Annotated in this window: 16 protein-coding genes; 9 read left to right on the top strand and 7 right to left on the bottom strand. The window is 73.6% G+C overall.

Annotated features, from left to right (window positions below; translation table 11 throughout):
• Nucleotides 1-194: 194 nt before the first annotated feature.
• Nucleotides 195-473, top strand: coding sequence for a hypothetical protein (locus L6241_RS04380; protein WP_368245023.1), 279 nt, complete (start codon nt 195-197; stop codon nt 471-473).
• 141 nt (nt 474-614) lie between these two features.
• On the opposite strand, the gene L6241_RS04375 is transcribed toward L6241_RS04380, so the two are convergent.
• Nucleotides 615-1,589 (bottom strand): SDR family NAD(P)-dependent oxidoreductase, encoded by a 975-nt coding sequence (locus L6241_RS04375; protein ID WP_368245021.1) that lies wholly within the window; start codon nt 1,587-1,589, stop codon nt 615-617.
• A 110-nt stretch (nt 1,590-1,699) separates the two neighbouring features.
• Nucleotides 1,700-3,040, bottom strand: a complete 1,341-nt coding sequence (ccrA, locus tag L6241_RS04370) for a crotonyl-CoA carboxylase/reductase (RefSeq protein ID WP_368245150.1) — start codon at nt 3,038-3,040, stop codon at nt 1,700-1,702.
• A 233-nt stretch (nt 3,041-3,273) separates the two neighbouring features.
• On the opposite strand from ccrA, the gene L6241_RS04365 reads away from it, so the two are divergent.
• The gene (locus tag L6241_RS04365; RefSeq protein ID WP_368245020.1) at nt 3,274-4,062 is read left to right on the top strand and encodes an SDR family NAD(P)-dependent oxidoreductase; all 789 of its coding nucleotides are present in this window, start codon (nt 3,274-3,276) and stop codon (nt 4,060-4,062) included.
• A 155-nt stretch (nt 4,063-4,217) separates the two neighbouring features.
• Here the strand turns inward: L6241_RS04365 and mce are convergent, their stop codons facing one another.
• On the bottom strand, nt 4,218-4,673 hold the full coding sequence (gene mce / locus L6241_RS04360; RefSeq protein ID WP_123092029.1) for a methylmalonyl-CoA epimerase: 456 nt from the start codon (nt 4,671-4,673) through the stop codon (nt 4,218-4,220).
• 141 nt (nt 4,674-4,814) lie between these two features.
• Between mce and L6241_RS04355 the strand changes: the two genes are divergently transcribed.
• Both L6241_RS04355 and meaB read left to right on the top strand, forming a co-directional pair.
• Nucleotides 4,815-6,014 carry an acetyl-CoA C-acetyltransferase gene (locus L6241_RS04355; protein ID WP_123092028.1) on the top strand — a complete coding sequence of 400 codons (1,200 nt, stop codon included), beginning with the start codon at nt 4,815-4,817 and terminating at the stop codon, nt 6,012-6,014.
• 2 nt (nt 6,015-6,016) lie between these two features.
• Nucleotides 6,017-6,994, top strand: a complete 978-nt coding sequence (gene meaB / locus L6241_RS04350) for a methylmalonyl Co-A mutase-associated GTPase MeaB (protein WP_368245019.1) — start codon at nt 6,017-6,019, stop codon at nt 6,992-6,994.
• Here meaB and L6241_RS04345 read toward each other — a convergent pair.
• On the bottom strand, nt 6,975-7,481 hold the full coding sequence (locus L6241_RS04345; protein WP_201467416.1) for a hypothetical protein: 507 nt from the start codon (nt 7,479-7,481) through the stop codon (nt 6,975-6,977). The two genes, meaB and L6241_RS04345, sit on opposite strands and share 20 nt — an antisense overlap.
• A 132-nt stretch (nt 7,482-7,613) precedes the next feature.
• Here L6241_RS04345 and L6241_RS04340 point away from each other — a divergent pair, with 132 nt between their 5' ends.
• From L6241_RS04340 to L6241_RS04320, 5 genes are all read left to right on the top strand, one after another.
• Nucleotides 7,614-9,086 (top strand): protein kinase, encoded by a 1,473-nt coding sequence (locus tag L6241_RS04340; RefSeq protein ID WP_368245018.1) that lies wholly within the window; start codon nt 7,614-7,616, stop codon nt 9,084-9,086.
• 109 nt (nt 9,087-9,195) lie between these two features.
• Nucleotides 9,196-9,996 (top strand): hypothetical protein, encoded by an 801-nt coding sequence (locus L6241_RS04335; RefSeq protein ID WP_368245017.1) that lies wholly within the window; start codon nt 9,196-9,198, stop codon nt 9,994-9,996.
• Nucleotides 9,993-10,961 carry a hypothetical protein gene (locus tag L6241_RS04330; protein ID WP_368245016.1) on the top strand — a complete coding sequence of 323 codons (969 nt, stop codon included), beginning with the start codon at nt 9,993-9,995 and terminating at the stop codon, nt 10,959-10,961. Before L6241_RS04335 ends, L6241_RS04330 begins: the two co-directional genes overlap by 4 nt.
• A gap of 28 nt (nt 10,962-10,989) precedes the next feature.
• Nucleotides 10,990-11,955 carry a co-chaperone YbbN gene (locus L6241_RS04325; protein WP_368245015.1) on the top strand — a complete coding sequence of 322 codons (966 nt, stop codon included), beginning with the start codon at nt 10,990-10,992 and terminating at the stop codon, nt 11,953-11,955.
• Nucleotides 11,956-12,240: 285 nt separating this feature from the next.
• On the top strand, nt 12,241-12,723 hold the full coding sequence (locus tag L6241_RS04320) for a C40 family peptidase (protein WP_224766976.1): 483 nt from the start codon (nt 12,241-12,243) through the stop codon (nt 12,721-12,723).
• Between the two features lie 78 nt (nt 12,724-12,801).
• Here the strand turns inward: L6241_RS04320 and glgB are convergent, their stop codons facing one another.
• The 3 genes from glgB to L6241_RS04305 are packed head-to-tail and all read right to left on the bottom strand — an operon-like array spanning nt 12,802 to nt 18,550.
• Nucleotides 12,802-15,123, bottom strand: coding sequence for a 1,4-alpha-glucan branching protein GlgB (gene glgB / locus L6241_RS04315; protein ID WP_368245014.1), 2,322 nt, complete (start codon nt 15,121-15,123; stop codon nt 12,802-12,804).
• Nucleotides 15,120-16,523: an aminoglycoside phosphotransferase gene (locus tag L6241_RS04310; protein WP_368245013.1), complete on the bottom strand. Its 1,404-nt coding sequence runs from the start codon at nt 16,521-16,523 to the stop codon at nt 15,120-15,122. The genes glgB and L6241_RS04310 overlap by 4 nt, the downstream gene beginning before the upstream one ends.
• Nucleotides 16,523-18,550 (bottom strand): alpha-1,4-glucan--maltose-1-phosphate maltosyltransferase, encoded by a 2,028-nt coding sequence (locus L6241_RS04305; RefSeq protein ID WP_368245149.1) that lies wholly within the window; start codon nt 18,548-18,550, stop codon nt 16,523-16,525. The genes L6241_RS04310 and L6241_RS04305 overlap by 1 nt, the downstream gene beginning before the upstream one ends.
• Nucleotides 18,551-18,728: the final 178 nt, after the last annotated feature.

Raw genomic sequence — 18,728 nt, 5'->3', positions numbered from 1 at the left:
TCACCCGACACGATGTGCCAATGTGTCAGGTGTCAGGTCGGGAGCGAGCCTCCCGGCCGCGGTGAGACCCACCTCTGACCCCCGAGGTCAGCGTCTGGAGCAGCCGCCGACGCGGACCTCCGGGGGGAGGACACGAGGCCCGCACCTGCGACGCAGGTGCGGGCCTCATCCGCGTCCTGACGCATGATGGTCGCGTGCCCAGAGCCAACCGTCGCCGCCGTGAGGAGCCCTTTCCCCTGCCCGGCGCCGTGCACCGCGGCGGGCCGCAGCGGGTCACCTGGCTCGGGCGGGCGTGGCTCGTGCGGCCGCTGTCGGGCCACAGCTCGACCCGCACCTACCGCTGCCCGGAGTGCCACCACGAGATCGCCCCGGGCACCCCGCACGTCGTCGTCTGGCCCGACGACGCCCTCGGGTCGGTCGACGACCGCCGCCACTGGCACACCGTGTGCTGGCGCGCCCGCCGCGGCGGCTGACCACCCCTTCGCCCCCGGGTCTACGAAACCCTGCTGGCTGCCTCTTGACGTGCCAGCAGGGTGTCGAGACCCTGCTGGCACGTCGAAAGGCTGCTGGCAGGGTTTCGTACCCCACCGTGGCGAAGGGGGGATGAGGGAGCCTCAGGCGGCGCGGGCGGAGCGCAGGAGCTCTTCGCTGACCTCCCACAGCCGGGCGGCGACCTCGGGGTCGAGGGCGTGGGGGAGCACCCCGCTCAGCCCCTGGAGCTCCTCGACGACCTCGGCCTCCTGGCAGTCCTCGAAGTAGCGCCCCCCGACGCCGTCGAGCAGCGGGGAGGTCGCGACGAAGACCGAGGTGGCCGCGCCCTGCTCGGTGGTCTTGGTCCGGAAGGCCCCGGCCGCCTCGGCCTGCGCCGCCTGCTCCCGCGCCGCGGCCAGCCGCTCGGGCGACCAGTGGCGCTGCAGCGGGGTCCAGATCCCGCCGGGCATGAGCGCGTTGGCGGTGATGCCCTCGTGCGCCCACCGGCGCGTGGCCTCGACGGCGAAGAGGACGTCGGCGGTCTTGGACTGCCCGTAGGCCAGCCCCGGGTCGTACGGCCGCCGCTCGAAGAAGAGGTCGTCGAGGACGACGGGCGGGGCGGCGTGGCCGCTGGAGGAGACGACGACGACCCGGGCCCGGCCGACCTCGGCGGCCCCGGCCGCGAGCGCGTCGTGCAGACCGGTCGCGAGGGCGAGGTGGCCGAGGTGGTTCGTGCCGAGCTGGAGCTCGAAGCCCTGCGCCGTCGTGCCCTGCGGGGTGTCCATGACCCCGGCGTTGGCGACGAGCAGGTGCAGCGGCCCCGACCAGGCGGCCACGAGCGCGTCGACGCTCGTGAGGTCGGCGAGGTCGAGCGGCACGACCGACGGCGCGGGGCGGCCGCTGCTCTCGGCGATGTCTTCGGCGACCCGCTGACCGGCCCCCACGTCGCGCACGGCGAGCGTCACCTGCGCCCCGGCGTGGGCGAGAGCACGTGCGGTCTCGACACCGATGCCGGATGCGCCGCCGGTGACGACCGCGCGCCGCCCGGTGAGGTCGACGTCGGCGACCACCTCGAGCGCGGTGGAGCGGTCGTCGAAGGGGCTGCGGATGCGCGTCATGACGTCACGCTAGCCGCGCCGGTCGTGCCCGGACGCCGACGCGAAGGGGGGCGCACCCGCCCGGGTGCGCCCCCCTTCGCCCGTGGTCTGGTCAGACCCGGCCGCCTCGCTCAGACGTCCCGGAAGGCGTTGATCTGGCTCTCGAAGCGAGCCCGCTTCTCCGGGTTGCTCACGCCGAGACCGGCCTCCGGGGCGAGCGTGAGGACGCCGACCTTGCCCTGGTGGAGGTTGTGGTGCACGTCGAGGGCGGCCTGGCCGACCTCCTCGAGCGGGTAGGTCTTCGACAGCGTCGGGTGGATGAGACCGCGGTTGATGAGCTCGTTGGCCTCCCACGACTCGCGGTAGTTCGCGAAGTGGCTGGAGATGATGCTCTTGAGGTTCATCCACAGGTAGCGGTTGTCGTACTCGTGCATGTAGCCCGACGTCGACGCGCAGGTGACGATCTTGCCGCCCTTGCGCGCGACGTAGACGCTTGCGCCGAAGGTCTCGCGGCCCGGGTGCTCGAAGACGACGTCGACGTCGTGCCCGCCGGTGAGCTCGCGGATCTTCTTGCCCAGGCGCTGCCACTCCTTCGGGTCCTGCGTCGTGCCGGCCTCGTCCCAGAAGCGGTAGCCCTCGGCCCGCCGGTCGATGATGAGCTCGGCGCCCATGCGGCGGCAGATCTCCGCCTTGTCGGGCGAGGAGACGACGCAGATCGGCTCGGCGCCGGCGGCCAGCGCCATCTGGGTGGCGTAGGAGCCCAGACCACCCGAGGCGCCCCAGATGAGCACGCGGTCGCCGAGCTTGAGGGCGGCGCCGTTCTTGGAGATGAGCTGGCGGTAGGCGGTGGAGTTCACCAGGCCGGGGGCCGCCGCCTCCTCCCACGTGAGGTGGTCGGGCTTGGGCATGAGCTGGTTGGCCTTGACGATCGCCAGCTCGGCGAGCCCGCCGAAGTTGGTCTCGAAGCCCCAGATCCGCTGCTGCGGGTCCATCATCGTGTCGTCGTGGCCCTCGGGGTCCTCGAGCTCGACGGACAGGCAGTGCGCGACGACCTCCTGACCGGTGCGCCAGCGGCTCACGTGGCTGCCGGTGCGCAGGACGACGCCGGCGAGGTCGGAGCCGACGACGTGGTGGTCGCGGTCGTGCCGCTTCGACCACTCGTTGAGCCGGCCGTAGCGCTCGAGGAAGCCGAAGGTCGACACCGGCTCGAAGATCGAGGTCCACACGGTGTTGTAGTTGATCGCGCTCGCCATGACGGCGACGAGCGCCTCGTCCGGGGCGAGCTCGGGGATCTCGACCTCGTCGATGTGCAGCGACCTGCGGGGGTCCTTGTCGCGGCTGTCGAGCCCGGCGAACATCTCGACCTCGGACTTGCGCACGGTCGCGCCCCGGTAGGTCGTCGGTACCGCGAGACCCGCGTAGGTCTCCTCGCTGCGGTCGCCGGTCAGGATCGCGTCGCGGATCGCGTCGATCGACATGTGTGCTCCTCGGCCTCTCGGTCGGTCGGGGTGGACGGCGCCCGGCGGGCGCCTGGTGGTCAAGGTAGCCAGCGAAGGGGGAGCCACGGCGGCGGTGAGAGACCGGTCACGCGGTGACCTGGCTCTCACCGTCGTGCCGTGAGGGGCAGTGCCGTCGGCGCTGCCCGGCGGTGCTGCCCCGGGGGCGTCTACGGTGCTGGGACCGCCACCCCCTTCGAGGAGCCGACATGCCCGACACCCCCGACCCGACCCCGCGCCGCACCGCCCTGGTGACCGGCGCCTCGCGCGGCATCGGGCGCGCCGTCGCCGTCGCGCTGGCCGGTCGCGGCGACCGGGTCGCCGTGCACTTCGGCTCCGACCGGTCTGCCGGGCAGGAGACGATCGAGATGCTCGCGGGGGAGGGGCACGTCCTCGTCGGGGGCGACCTCACCGACGACGCCGTCGCCCAGCGGGTCGTGGGCGAGGCGGTCGACGCGCTCGGGCACCTCGACGTGCTCGTCAACAACGCCGCTGTCGCCCCGAGCGCCGCGAGCCACCACCGGGTCGACGACGTCGACTTCGAGACGTGGCAGCGCGCGTGGCGCTCGATGGTCGACGTCGACCTCCTCGCACCGGCGGCGGTCACCTATCTCGTCGCCCGCTCGATGATCGCGACCGGGACCGCGGGGGCGGTCGTCACCATCGGGTCGCGCGGGGCCTACCGGGGCGAGCCCGACCACCCGGCGTACGGGGCGGCGAAGGCGGGTCTGCACGCCATGGGGCAGTCGCTCGCCCTCGCGCTCGCCCCCCACGGCATCAGCGTGGCGACGGTGGCCCCGGGCTTCGTCGCCACCGAGCGCCAGGACGAGACGCTCGCCGGACCGCGGGGCGACGCGGTCCGTGCTCAGAGCCCCTTCGGCCGGGTGGCGACGCCGCTGGAGGTCGCCGAGGCGGTCCTCTACCTCACCTCGCCCCAGGCGCAGTGGGCCTCGGGCGCGGTGCTCGACCTCAACGGGGCGTCCCACCTGCGCCCCTGAGGCCCGGCCGCCGACGACGTGCCGGTGACGGCGCTCCCTTCGCACCACGCCCGTGACACCGTGCCGCGACCGGGAAGCCCCCGCGCCCCCGGGTCATTGCCCGGGTGCGCGGGGGTTGCCCGGGGCCGGGCTGGCGAGCCGGCGCCGGTGTCTCGTCAGTGAGGGGCGGCGGCGGGCTCGACGAGCTCGACGAGGATGCCGCGGGCGTCCTTGGGGTGGATGAAGTTGACCCGGCTGTCGCTCGTGCCCCGCTTCGGGGTGTCGTAGAGCAGGCGCAGGCCACGCTCGCGCAGGGTCGCGCACACGGCGTCGATGTCCTCGACCCGGTAGGCGAGCTGCTGGATCCCCTGGCCGTTGCGGTCGAGGAACTTCGCGATCGTCGAGGTCTCGTCGAGCGGCGCGAGGAGCTGGATGCACGAGCCGGAGGCGCCGACGCGCATCATCGCCTCGCGCACGCCCTGCTCCTCGTTGACCTCCTCGTGGGCCAGCTCCATGCCGTAGGTGTCCCGGTAGAAGGCGATGGCGTCGTCGAGGTCGGGCACCGCGACACCGACGTGGTCGATGTGGGTGAAGAGGTCGCCGTGCGGCTGGGGGCTGGTGCTGGGCGTCATGGGCGGAGCATAGGAGCGCCGACGCGGGGCTGTCTGTGACCTGCCACCCAGCGGCCGCGACGCCGTCGGCGGGCGTGGCTAGAGTGCCTGGCAGTCGACGTCGACGTCGGCGACCACACGAACCCCTCTGGAGGGCCTGGCATGTCTGACCGTCCCGTCTCCGTCATCGTCGCGGGAGCTCGCACCCCGATGGGCCGCATGAGCGGCTCGCTCAAGGGCTTCTCCGGCTCCGACCTCGGGGGCTTCGCGATCGCGGGCGCGCTCGAGCGCTCGGGCGTCTCGCCACAGGACGTCGACTACGTGATCATGGGCCAGGTGCTCACCGCCGGCGAGGGCCAGATCCCCGCACGGCAGGCGGCCGTCAAGGCCGGCATCCCGATGACCGTCCCGGCGCTCACCGTCAACAAGGTCTGCCTGTCCGGCATCGACGCCATCGCGCTCGCCGACCAGCTCATCCGCGCCGGCGAGTTCGACGTCGTCGTCGCCGGCGGCCAGGAGTCGATGACCAACGCCCCGCACCTGCTGCCCAAGTCGCGCGACGGCATCAAGTACGGCGACGCGACCCTGCAGGACTCCATGGCCTACGACGGCCTCTACGACGTCCTCACCGGCCAGGCGATGGGCTCGCTCACCGAGACCGGCAACAGCTCGGGCGAGCAGCTCTCCCGCGAGGAGCAGGACGCCTTCGCCGCGCGCAGCCACCAGGCCGCCGCGAAGGCGTGGGCCGAGGGCCGGCTCGCCGAGGAGGTCGTGCCGGTCGAGGTGCCCCAGCGCAAGGGCGACCCGGTCGTCTTCGCCCAGGACGAGGGCATCCGCGCCGACACCACCACCGAGAGCCTGGGCCGGCTGCGTCCCGCCTTCGCCAAGGACGGCACGATCACCGCCGGCTCGGCCTCGCAGATCTCCGACGGGGCCTGCGCGGTCGTCGTCATGAGCAAGGCGAAGGCGGAGGAGCTGGGTCTGGACTACCTCGCCGAGATCGGGGCGCACGGCGTCGTCGCCGGCCCCGACTCCAGCCTGCAGGCGCAGCCCGCGAACGCCATCGAGGCGGCCTGCGCGAAGGAGGGCATCAGCCCCGCCGACCTCCAGCTCGTCGAGATCAACGAGGCCTTCGCCGCCGTCGGCATCGCGTCGACGAAGCAGCTGGGCATCGACCCCGAGATCGTCAACGTCAACGGCGGCGCCATCGCGATGGGGCACCCGCTCGGCATGTCCGGCGCCCGCGTCGTGCTCACGCTCGCCCACGAGCTCAAGCGCCGCGGCGGCGGTGTCGGTGCGGCCGCCCTGTGCGGTGGCGGCGGCCAGGGCGACGCGCTCGTCCTGCGGGTGCCCAGCGCCTGATCGTGCCCCGACCCGTCGACGTCCCCTCTCTCGTCGCTGCGGCGAGGGAGGGGACCGCGCGTGCCGTCGCGCGGCTCATCTCGCTCGTCGAGGACGAGCACCCGGCACTTCCCGAGATCGTCGCGGCGCTCGCGCCGCACGTCGGGGGAGCCCATGTCGTCGGGCTCACCGGTGCGCCCGGGGTCGGCAAGTCGACGACGACGAGCGCGCTCGTCTCGGTCCTGCGGGCGGCGGGGCGCCGGGTGGCGGTGCTCGCCGTCGACCCCAGCTCGCCCTTCTCCGGGGGAGCCCTGCTCGGCGACCGCATCCGGATGAGCGAGCACGCGGGTGACGACGGCGTCTTCATCCGCTCCATGGCCAGCCGCGGCCACCTCGGGGGTCTGTCGGCGACGGCCCCCTCGGCGATCCGCGTGCTCGACGCCGCCGGCTTCGACGTCGTGCTCCTCGAGACCGTCGGCGTCGGCCAGTCCGAGGTCGAGGTCGCCCGGCTCGCCGACACCTCCGTCGTCGTCCTCGCCCCGGGCATGGGCGACGGGATCCAGGCGGCCAAGGCCGGGATCCTCGAGATCGGCGAGGTCTTCGTCGTCAACAAGTCCGACCGGGCCGGGGCCGACGACACCGTGCGCGACCTGCGCCGGATGGTCAGCCTCGGTGACCGCACCGAGCCGCACCTGTGGCGCCCGCCGGTCGTGCGTTCCGTCGCCCTCGACGGCACGGGCATGGACGAGATCGTCGAGGCGCTCGACGCCCATCTCGCGTGGTCGCGCGAGCACGGCGGGCTCGAGGCGCGCCGTCGACGGCGCACCGTCGACGAGATCGAGGCGCTCGCCCTCGCCGGGCTGCGCCGCCGTTTCGCCGGCGACGCCGGTGAGGACCGGCTCGACGCGCTCGCCCAGGAGGTCCTCGACGGCGGGCTCGACCCCTTCGCCGCGGCGGACCGCCTGCTCGAGCAGGCGGGGCTCAGCTCGTCGAGATCGTGAGCCCGTCGTAGTCGGTGCCCTCGGGCACCGTCGACAGGCAGCTGGCCGTCGCCGACTCGCCGGGCTGGACCGAGCTCGTCGTGCACAGCGCGTCCTCGACCTCGGTGCCGCCCTTCGTGAAGTTGACGTAGAAGAAGTAGGTCTGCGCGGTCGACGTCGTGTTGGTGACCTCGATGCCCGAGGGCTCGAGGCCGAGCGCGTTGGACGTGATCTCCCAGCCCGAGGCGATGCTGCCGTCCGAGATCGTCACGGCCTGCCCCTCGGTCACCGGGGTGCCCGCGCTGCCGCTCGAGGACGACGAGGTGTAGCTCTCGATGGCCTGGTCGGCCTGGTACGCGGCGAAGCCGAAGAAGCCGAGCACGCCGCAGCAGCACAGGAGGACGACGGCACCGATCCCGCCGAGGACCCACCACAGGGTGTTGTCCTTCTTCGGGGCCCCGTAGGGCGACGGTGCGGCGCCCGGGTACCCGGGCTGCTGGTAGGACATGGTGCTCCCCTTGCTCGTGATGCTGACGGGGACAATCTAGGCCCCCGGCCCGGGGCCCGCGCGGGTGCCACGACGGGGCGGGGAAGGGGACGTGGGGCCACCGACGGCGCCGACCCACCTATCGTGGGGTCGGTGAGCGTCAAGACCACCGAGCCCGGACCGGGCCTCGTCGCCGGGCGGTACCGCACCGAGCGGCCCGTCGGGCGCGGCGGCATGGGCGTCGTGTGGCTGGCCCGCGACGAGCGGCTCGGCCGGCACGTGGCGATCAAGCAGCTCGGTGCCTTCCCCGGCGAGACCGACGACCGCACGAGCCGCGCGATGCGCGAGGCGAGGCACGCAGCCGCCCTCAACCACCCCAACGTCGTCGCCGTCTACGACGTCGTCCAGCACGGCGGGGCCCCGTGGCTCGTCATGGAGTACGTCGACGGGCCGACCCTCGCCCAGGCGGTGCGCGCCCGCGGACCGCTGCGACCGCGCGGCGCGGCCGACCTCGGCGCCCAGCTCGCCGCCGCCCTCGTCGCCGCCCACGCGGCCGGCGTCGTGCACCGCGACATCAAGCCGGCGAACGTCCTCATCGGCGACCGGCGCCCCAAGCTCGCCGACTTCGGCACCGCCCGGGCCGGTGCCGACGACCAGCTGACGAGCACCGGCATGGTGACGGGCACGCCGACGTACATGGCCCCCGAGGTCGCCGACGGGCACGAGCCGAGCGAGGCGAGCGACCTGTGGGCCCTCGGCGCGACGATCTACTTCGCCGTGGAGGGTCACGACGCGTATCGCTCGCAGGGCAACCCGCTGGCGACCCTGCGTCACATCGCGACCAACCCGCCCGAGCCGGCGACCTCTGCGGGGCCCCTGGCACCCGTGCTCGAGCGGCTCCTCGACCGCGACCCCGCGAGGCGGGGGAGCGCGGCGCAGGCCCGGGCCGACCTGCAGCGCGTCGCCGAGGGTCAGGGCGTCCCGGCGACCTCCGCGCCCACGGCCGCGATGCGGCCGGTGGCTCCCCTTTCGCCGCCGTCCACCTCGACGCCGCCCTGCCGGGCGTCCGCGCCGCCCATCCGCTCTCACCTGCGCCAGGCGCGGCCGGCGCCGGTCCCGGCGCACCGCGGTGCGCACCGCTCGCCACGGCGCCGGTGGGTGCCCTGGCTCGCCGTGGGTGGTGTCCTGCTCCTCCTCGCCGCCGGTCTGGCCCTCCTCGCGGGCCGCGACGACGGGGCCGGGGGTGCGCGCGAGGGCACCGGTGCCCTGTCCAGCTCGGCCGGCGGCGCGAGCACCGCGCAGCCCGCGGGCGACGCCCCCGCCTTCCCCGAGGACGAGGTGCGCACCTTCGTCACCGACCACTACTCCCGGCTGTCCTCGGACCCGCGCGCCACCTGGCGCTCGCTCACGCCGCGGATGCAGCAGGCCGCAGGCGGCGAGGCGGCCTACGTCGAGCTGTGGTCCGGCTTCTCCTCGACGAGCGCCTCGCAGGTCGAGGTCGACGAGGACACCGGAGAGGTGAGCTTCACCCTCACCCGTGACCACGACGGGACCCAGACGATGAGCGGTCAGACCATCACGCTCGTGCGCGAGGGCGGGGCCCTGAAGATCGACTCCGCCGGCTGACTGCCGGCTGAGAGTCTCTTTACGATTTTGTGACCTTCGGCGATCTTTGCCACCCTGGATGGTCAGGCCGTCCCTCCGGCGGCCGTCGTCGAGCTGAAGGAAGCACATCGTGCACCGACCTATCACCCGTGCCCTGGGGACCGCCGTCGCGGTGCTCGGGCTCGTCTGCGCGCTCGTCGGCGGGTGGTTCGTGACCCAGCTCGGGACGTCCGGGACGGCCACCTTCACGGCCGCCCCCGGCGACTCGACGCTCGTCCTGCCGCCCGACGTGCTCAACCGCACGGACTCCGACGTCACCGTCCGCGCGACCGCCGACGGCGACGCCCCCGTGTGGATGGGCCTGGCCCGTCCCTCGGACGTCGACTCGGTGATGCAGGACGCGAAGGCCGCCCGCGCGCAGGGCGTGTCCGTCACGGGCTGGGAGCTCGAGACGACGACGAGCGGCTCCGGCAGCGCCGACCCGCAGACCTACGACCTGTGGCAGGGCGAGACCCGCGGCACGGGCCAGGCCGCCCTCACCGTCACCCAGGACGCGGCGCCCCAGACCCTCGTCGTCACGGCGGGCGACGACGCCCGGCTGAGCGAGGTGACGATGACCGTCACCGACAGCGGCTGGTCCACCCGGGCGCTCGTCCTGCTCGTCGTCGGCCTCGTCCTGCTCGTCGGTGGCGTCTACCTCGCCGTGCGTGGCGGGCGTGGCCCGCGAGCCGGTGGTCCGCTCGAGGACGGCCGCGAGTCCGAGGACGGCCGCCGGGACGAGGCCGTCGAGACCGACGCGGCGGACGGGGCCGTCGAGACCGACGAGACGCAGGTGCTCGGCACGGCCGACGCGACGGCCACCCCTGACACGACCGACGAGACCGGGACGCCCGCACAGCCGGCAGACCCGACGACGAAGGAGACCCGATGACCCCCCGCCGCACCCGTCTGGCCGCCCTGGCCCTGGCCACCCCGCTCGCGCTGGGCGGCTGCTCCTCGCTCGCCGGCCTGCACGACGCCCCCGCCGAGGACACCCAGGGCCAGTCGATCTCCGACTCCGCCGGCGCGCAGGTCACCCAGCGGGTGCTCGGCGAGGTCGGCGTCGCGCTCGACGCCGAGGGCAAGGGCAGCGCGAAGGACCGCAAGACCGTGCTCACCGGCCCGGCCCTCGAGGCGGCCGACGCGAAGGTCGACGTCGAGCAGGTCGAGGGAGAGGGCGCGGCCCTGGCCCCCTCCGCCGAGCCGACCGTCATCGCCGTGAGCAAGGGGACGTCCTGGCCGCGCACGATCCTCGCGACCTCCCAGCAGGACGAGGAGCAGCACCTCCACGTGCTCGTCGCCGACAGCCCGCGCTCGCAGTACCGCCTCTACGCCTCGGTGCCGATGGCGGCGGGGGCTACCGTGCCCGCGCTCGCCGAGAGCGACGGCGCGGTCGAGGTGCCGACGAAGGTCGGCACGAAGGACCTCCAGCCCGTCGCCCGGTGGGCGAAGGCCGTGTCCTACCCCGCGCCGAAGAGCGACCCGAAGGGCGTCGCCGTCGACGACCCCTTCTCGAGCGCGCTGCGCACGAACGCCGCGAAGCAGGCCAAGCGGCTCGGCGACCTCGCGAGCTACAAGGTCTCGCACCAGCCCTCCTCGGACGGGATGGTCTTCCCGCTCGCCGACGGCGGCACGCTGACGATCACGACGCTCACCCGCACGGACACCATCTCTGCCGGCGAGGACGCCAAGGAGCTCACCCTGCCCGACGAGCTCACCGACCTCGTCGGCGAGGACACCGTCGGTGACCGGCTGAGCGTGCAGCACCTCGAGACGGTGGCCGTCGTCGCGCCGAAGGGGGGCGACGTCACTGTCGTCGGCGCCTCCGAGCAGCTCTCCTCGGCCAAGGGATCCTGACCCCGGGGCCGTCTGCGAAGATCGGGGCATGACCGAACCGCACTCCTCGCTCCGCGGCGCCGTCGACCTCGGCGCCCTTGGCCAGCCCGCTCCCGCCCCTGCTGCAGGGGGTGGCGCCGGACCGACCGGGGCGGGTGGCGCGGCCGCGGGCGGTGCGGCCGCCGGGGGCGACCCCTTCGCCTCGCCGATCGTCGTCGTCGGTGACGACGCGAGCTTCAACCAGCTCGTCCAGCGCTCGGTCAGCGTGCCCGCGCTCGCCGTCCTGTGGTCCTCGCAGAGCCCGCAGAGCCGCGCCGCGCTCGACGTCGTCGTGCCGGCCGCCGAGCGGCTCCAGGGTCGGGTGCAGGTCGTGAGCATCGACCTCGCCACCAACCCCGGCATCCTCCAGGCGCTGCGCCCGCCGCAGATGCCGATCACCATCGGGCTGCTCCAGGGCCAGGCGATCCCGCTCTTCCCGGACGTGCCGAGCGCGGAGGACCTCGACCGGGTGCTCGCCGAGTTCCTCCAGCTGGCCGTCAAGCAGGGCGTCACCGGTCGTGTCGAGATCGGTGACCTCGGGGCCGAGCAGGTCGAGGAGGAGCTCTCGCCGCTGCACGTCGAGGCGTACGACGCCGTCGAGCGCGGTGACCTCGCGGCGGCGGCGGCAGCCTTCGAGCAGGCGCTGGCTCAGAACCCGTCCGACGAGGACGCGCGCCTCGGCCTGGCCCAGGTCTCGCTCATGGCCCGCACCCAGGGCGTCGACCTCCAGCAGGCCCGCGAGGCCGCGGCCGCCGACCCCACCGACGTCGACGCGGCGATCATGGTCGCCGACCTCGACGTGCTCGGCGGGCACGTCGAGGACGCCTTCGCCCGCCTCGTCGACGTCGTGCGCGCGACGCAGGAGGACGAGCGCGCGCGCGCCAAGGCCCACCTGCTCGACCTCTTCGAGGTCGTCGGGGCCCAGGACGAGCGCGTCCGCCGCGGCCGCACCGCCCTCATGAGCGCCCTCTTCTGAGCGGCCCCCTCACTTTCCCGCCCAGGGCGGGAACATTCGACCTCGGGAAGGAAATGTTCTTTCCCGAGGTCGAGCTTTCCCGCCCTGGGCGGGAAAGCTGGGACAGGAGGTCGTGACCTCGCCTTGACATCACCGTGACCTCTCCGTGACCATTGACGACGGCCGGCGCGGCCTGGATCCCCCTTCGCGGGTGGGTCATGGGGCGCCGTGCGCACAGCCCTCGGGTGATCCCGGGGGCTGCGTCGCGGTCCGGCCCGGCCGTGTCCCCGTGAGAAACGACCCCCTGTGCGCCATCTCAGCAAGACCTCCGCCCTGCTCGCCGCCGTCGCCCTGGCGGCCACCGGCACCGCCGTGAGCGAGGTGCTCGCCCCATCGAGCGCCTCCGCCAGCGACATCACGACCTCGCGCTCGAACATCTGGCAGTCCTACGTGCTCGCCAACAGCCGCGTCGGCGACACCCCGTACCGCTACGGCGGCACCTCGCTGTGGACGGGCGCGGACTGCTCCGGCTTCACCCAGACGGTCTACGACAAGCGATCCGGGGCCAACCTGCCCCGCACCGCCGAGCAGCAGCGCCGCTCCGTGCGCGCGATCTCGAAGCGCTGGGCCCGCCCGGGCGACCTCGTCTTCTTCGGCGCCCCGGCGTACCACATGGGCATCTACGCGGGCAACGGCTACGTCGTCGACGCCTCCCGCTCCGGCTCCACGGTCAAGAAGCGCAAGATCTGGACCTCCGACGTGCGCTACGGCACGCTGCGCGCCTCCTGAGCGCACCCTGCCCACGACGAAGGGGGTGACCCGGCACCTGGCCGGGTCACCCCCTTCGTCATGCTTTCGGCGGTCCGCTCAGGCGCCGCCGACGCCACCGATCGGCGGGTCCGGGGCCGGGCGGGGCGCCGGGGCGGCGGCCACGGGAGCCGGCGTCCCGGTCGGCTCGACGGAGCTCTCCACGGACCGCCCCTCCTCGGCGTCCGAGGACGCGGCGACCGGGCGGAGGTAGATCGCGCTGAGCCGTGAGATGCGCACCTCGACCGAGCAGGGCTGGCCCTGCCACGGGTGCTCCTGCGCGGTGAGGACGACCCCGCCCTGGCTCGGCGAGCTGTGCTCGTCGAAGCCGGCGGTGTCGAGGACGACCTCCCAGTCGCCGCCGCGCGGCAGGCCGAGCCGGACGACCTCGCGGTCGGCGCCGCCGAAGTTCACCGCGACGGCGAGGACGTCACCGGTGCGGTCCCGCTCGCCGAAGCGCAGGAAGGACAGCGTGTTGCCGCCGTTGTCGTCGGCGTCCAGCCACTCGAAGCCTGCCGGCTCGGTGTCGAGCGCCCACATCGCGGTGCCGGCCGTGTACGTGGCGTTGAGCTCCTTGACGAGGTTGTGCACCCGGTAGTGCGACGCGTGGTCGAGCAGGTGCCACTCGAGCGAGCGTCCGTCGGCCCACTCGCTCGTCTGCGCGAACTCGATGCCCATGAAGAGTAGCTGCTTGCCGGGGTGGGCCCACATGTAGGCGAGGAAGGCGCGCAGCGTCGCGAGCTGGTCGTAGTCGCTGCCGGGGATCTTGCGGGGCAGCGAGCCCTTGCCGTGGACGACCTCGTCGTGGCTGATCGGCAGCAGGTAGTTCTCCGCGTACGTGTACATCATCGCGAAGGTCAGCAGGTTGTGGTGGTACTGCCGGTTGACCGGCTCCTCGCCGAGGTAGCGCAGCGAGTCGTTCATCCACCCCATGTTCCACTTGAGGCCGAAGCCGAGACCGCCCTGGTCGGTGGAGCGGGTGACGCCCGGCCAGGCCGTCGACTCCTCGGCGATGGTGATGACGCCGGGGACCCGCTTGTAGGCCGTCGCGTTGGCCTCCTGGAGCAGCCCGATCGCCTCGAGGTTCTCGCGGCCGCCGTGGGCGTTGGGCACCCACTCGCCGTCCTTGCGGCTGTAGTCGAGGTAGAGCATCGAGGCGACGCCGTCGACGCGCAGCCCGTCGACGTGGAACTCCTCGAGCCAGTACAGCGCGTTGGCGACGAGGAAGTTGCGCACCTCGAGCCGGCCGAAGTCGAAGACGTAGCTGCCCCAGTCCGGCTGCCAGCCCTTGCGCGGGTCGGGGTGCTCGTAGAGGGGCAGGCCGTCGAAGCGCACGAGCGCCCACTCGTCGGTGGCGAAGTGCCCCGGGACCCAGTCGAGGATGACCCCGATGCCGGCCTGGTGCAGCGCGTCGACGAGGTAGCGGAAGTCGTCGGGGGAGCCGAAGCGCGAGTTGGGCGCGTAGTAGCTCGTCACGTGGTAGCCCCACGACGGCGGGTACGGGTGGTCCATGACGGGCAGCAGCTCGACGTGGGTGAAGCCGAGGTCGGCGACGTAGTTGACGAGGTGCTCGGCCAGCTCGCGATAGCTCAGCCCCTGGCGCCACGAGCCGAGGTGCACCTCGTAGATGCTCATCGGGCCGGTGTGCGGGTTGCGCTCGGCCCGCTGCGTCAACCACTCCTCGTCCTGCCACGTGTACGTGCTCTCGGTGACCACCGAGCTCGTCGCCGGGGCGACCTCGGCCAGCCGGGCCATCGGGTCGGCCTTGTGGCGCACGACGTCGTCGGCGCCGCGGATCGCGAACTTGTAGAGGTCGCCCGCGGCCATGCCCGGCACGAAGAGCTCCCACACGCCCGAGCTGCCGAGCGCGCGCATCGGGTGCGCCGTCTCGTTCCAGCCGTTGACGTCGCCGACGAGGCTGACCGCCTTGGCCCGCGGCGCCCACACGGCGAAGCTCACCCCTTCGACCTCGCCGAGCGGCCCGGAGTAGCGGCGCACATGCGCGCCGAGGACGGTCCACAGCTCCTCGTGGCGGCCCTCGCCGACGAGGTGGAGGTCGAGGTCGCCGAGCGTCGGCGCGAAGCGGTACGGGTCGTCCTGCTCGACCTCGTGACCGCCCCACGTCGTGAGCACGCGGTAGTCCATCGTGCGCTCGGCGTCGGGGCGCGTGCCGGCGAAGATGCCGTGGTCCTCGTGCTCGAGGTCGATCTCGACGCCGTCCTCGAAGCGGACCCGCACGCGCTCGGCGAGGGGGCGCAGGACGCGGACCTGCAGGCCCTCGTCGAGCAGGTGCTGGCCGAGCACGTCGTGGGGCTGGCTGTGCCGCCCGTGCGCGAGCGCCCACAGGGCGCCGGGCAGGGCGGACTCGGGGATCGGGGTCACACGTCCTCCTGGAGGAGTCGGGTCACGGCTCGCACGGGGATCGCGAGCCAGGTCGGTCGGTTGCGCGCCTCGTAGACGACCTCGTAGAGGGCCTTGTCGAGGGTGAGCGCGGTGAGGACGGCGGCGTCGTCGCGGGCGTCGTGCCCGGCCTCGGCGTAGCCCTCGAGGAAGGCGCGGGAGGTCTCGGCCACCCAGGCCGCCGCCTCGGCGTCGGGCAGCCCGCTCGAGGCGCCCGCGTAGTCGATCGAGCGCAGCATGCCCGCGACGTCGCGAAGGGGGGCGTCGAGGGCGTTGCGCTCGGCGAGGGGGCGCAGCGGCTCGCCCTCGAAGTCGATGACGACCCATCCGCGGTCGGGCACGTGGAGCACCTGGCCGAGGTGGTAGTCGCCGTGGATGCGCTGCATCGCCGGCCAGCGAGCGGCCCGGGCCCGGGCGAAGACGTCGCGGAAGGCCGGCTCGTGCTCGGCGAGGGCCGGCACCTCGCCGAGGGCGAGGGAGGCCCGGCGGCGCATGCCCGAGACCTGGGTGGCGACGAGCTCGTCGTCGGCCGGCCGGGTCGGCAGCACCCGGGCCAGGGTGTGGTGGATGTCGGCGGTGACGACCCCGAGGGCGCGGGCCTCGTCGGCGAAGGGGGTGCCCGAGCTCCCCCGCTCGAGCGCCACCCGCCACGCGTCCCGGCTGCCGCGCAGGTACTCCTGGGCGACGGCGAGGTGGCCGAGGTGGGTCTGCCCGTCGGCGTCCCGCCACGCGCCGGCGACGTGGCCGACGGTCGCGGGGACGTACGGGCAGTTCGCCGCGCCGAGCGCGCCCTGGAGGGTGACGTCGGGGTTGTCGCCGGGGGAGAGGGTGCGGAAGATCTTGACGATGACCGGCTCGGCGCCGGTCTCGACGACGACCGAGGTGTTCGACTGCTCGCCGCGCAGGACCGAGCTGGTCACGACCTCGGGCTCGCTCGTCCACGCCGGGTGCGGGGCCCCTGCGACGTCGGGCCTCGGGGTGTCGGAGACCGAGCCCTCCTGCGCCTGGGCCCGGCCCCGCACGAGGGCGAGCAGCTGGGAGACGTAGACCGGGTCGTGGGGGGCGTCGTAGACCCACCGGTGCCCGAGGACGGGGTGGTCGAGCTCGCCGACGAGGGCGTCGTCGGCCCCCGGCAGCGGGGCGCCGCGGTAGGTGAGGGGCACCTGGTAGGTGACGCCCGGCCCGCCGTCGGCGCCGGAGAGGTCCTCGTAGACGAGGGTCTCGATGCCGACCTCGCCGGCCGGGTCGTCGAGGCGCCACGAGTCGAGCCGGCGCAGCCGGGGGGTGCGCCCCTTCGCCTGGTACCAGCGCTGGGCGCCGACCCAGGCGAGGACGAGGTCGTCCTTGCCGGGGGTGAGGGTGACGTCGTGGACGGTGGCCATCAGCGCCCCCGCACCGCGAGGACGTGGACCGGCTCGCCGTCGGCGCCGAGGCGCACGAAGGCGTCCTGGCCCCACTCCCACACCGCGCCGGTAACGAGGTCCTCGACCTCGAAGCGCTCCCAGCCCTCCATGCCGAGCGCGCCCATGTCGAGGCGCACCGTGGACTCGCGGGTGCTGTGCGGGTCGAGGTTGGCCACGACGAGCACCGTGTCGGTGCTCCCGTCGGGCAGGGCCCGCGACTTGCTGAAGGCGAGGAAGTTCTCGTCGTCGACGTGGTGGCGGCGGTAGTTGCGCAGCAGGCGCAGCGACGGGTGGTCGCGCCGGATCCGGTTGAGCATCGTCAGCCACCCGGCGAGCGACTGCCCCTCGCGCGGTCCGCCGGGCTCGTAGTCCGACCAGCGCCGGTCCTTGTACTGGTACTTCTCGTTGTCGATCTGCTCCTCGGCGCCGGGGCGCGCGACGTGCTCCATGAGCTCGTAGCCGGCGTAGATGCCCCACGTCGGCACGAGGGTCGCGGCGAGCGCCGCGCGGACCTTCCACGCCGCCGGTCCGCCGAACTGCATGTACGGCGTGAGGATGTCGTGGGTCGTCGGCCAGAAGCTCGGGCGCATGTACGCCGCGGACTCGCCGGAGAGCTCGGTGAGGTACTCGTCGAGCTCGTAGGCGCTGTTGCGCCACGCGTAGTACGTGTAGCTCTGCTGGAAGCCGACCTTGGCGAGGGTGTGCATCATCGCCGGCTTCGTGAAGGCCTCGGAGAGCCAGATGACCTCCGGGTGGTCCTGGGCGACGTCGGCGATGAGCCACTGCCAGAACTCGACGGCCTTCGTGTGCGGGTTGTCGACCCGGAAGAGGGTGACGCCGTGGTCGACCCACACCTGGATGACCCGGCGCACCTCGGCGTAGATACCGGCCGGGTCGTTGTCGAAGTTCACCGGGTAGATGTCCTGGTACTTCTTCGGCGGGTTCTCCGCGTAGGCGATGGTGCCGTCGGCGCGCGTGGTGAACCACTCGGGGTGCTCGGTGACCCACGGGTGGTCCGGCGAGCACTGCAGAGCGATGTCGAGGGCGACCTCGAGCCCCACCTCACGGGCCCGGGCGACGAAGGCGTCGAAGTCCTCGAAGGTGCCCAGGTCGGGGTGGATCGCGTCGTGCCCGCCGTCGGGGGAGCCGATGGCGTAGGGCGAGCCCGGGTCCTCCGGGCCGGCGTCGAGGGTGTTGTTCGGGCCCTTGCGCGCCGTCGTGCCGATGGGGTGGATCGGGGTGAGGTAGACGACGTCGAAGCCCATGCCCGCGATCGCCGGCAGCCGCTCGGCAGCGGTGCGCAGGGTCCCCGAGACCCAGCGCCCGGTCTCCTCGTCGAGGTAGGCGCCCTCGCTGCGGGGGAAGATCTCGTACCAGCCACCGGCGAGGGCGAGCTCGCGCTCGACGAGCAGGGGCAGGTCGTCGCTGGCGGTCACGAGCTCACGTAGGGGGAGCGTCACCTCGAGCTCGGTGCGCAGCTCGGGCGTCGACGCGGCGTGGAGCCGGGCACGCGGGCTGTGGTCGCCGGGGGCGGTGAGCGCCTCGAGGGCGTCGCGGACGAGCTGGCGACCGCCGGGGGAGCGGCCCGGCACGTCGAGGGCGCGCTCGAGGACGAGGACGCCCTCGGCGAGCATGAGCTCCTCGTCGACCCCGGCGTCGATCTTCACCGTCGCGTCGTGCAGCCACGTGCCCCAGGGGTCGGACCAGCCCTCGACGCGGTAGCTCCACCAGCCGGGGCGGTCGGCGCTCACCTCGCGCACCCAGTGGCTCAGGCCCGGGTTGACGCACGTCATCGGCAGCACGCTCTCGGCCCCGTCGGGGTCGGTGAGCACGACGCTCGCCGCGACGGCGTCGTGGCCCTCGCGGAAGACGGTCGCGGTGACGTCGAAGGGCTCGTCGACGACCGACTTCGCGGGTCGGTCGCCGTGGTCGACGCACGGGCGCACGTCGAGCACGGGGATGCGCCCGAGCGGTACCTGGGGCGCCTGGCTGCGTGGCACGCGCAGGCGCGAGGTCGTGGCGGACGTGGGGTCGGGTGCGGCGTCGGTCCTCACCGTCGCGACGCTACCGGCCCGGCGGGAGCGCGGGCGAGGGAAGGGGCAGGGGCATCGCCGTGACCTGCAAGGTCACGTCATTCTTTGCAAGAACCTGGCGAAGGGGGAGCCCGTGCGCTTACCCTTCGGG

This window comes from Janibacter sp. Y6 (genome assembly GCF_040900765.1).
In the GTDB taxonomy this organism is placed as follows: domain Bacteria; phylum Actinomycetota; class Actinomycetes; order Actinomycetales; family Dermatophilaceae; genus Marihabitans; species Marihabitans melonis.
The sequence above is the reverse complement of the archived record's forward strand: the minus strand, read 5'-3'. Positions and strand labels throughout refer to the sequence as shown.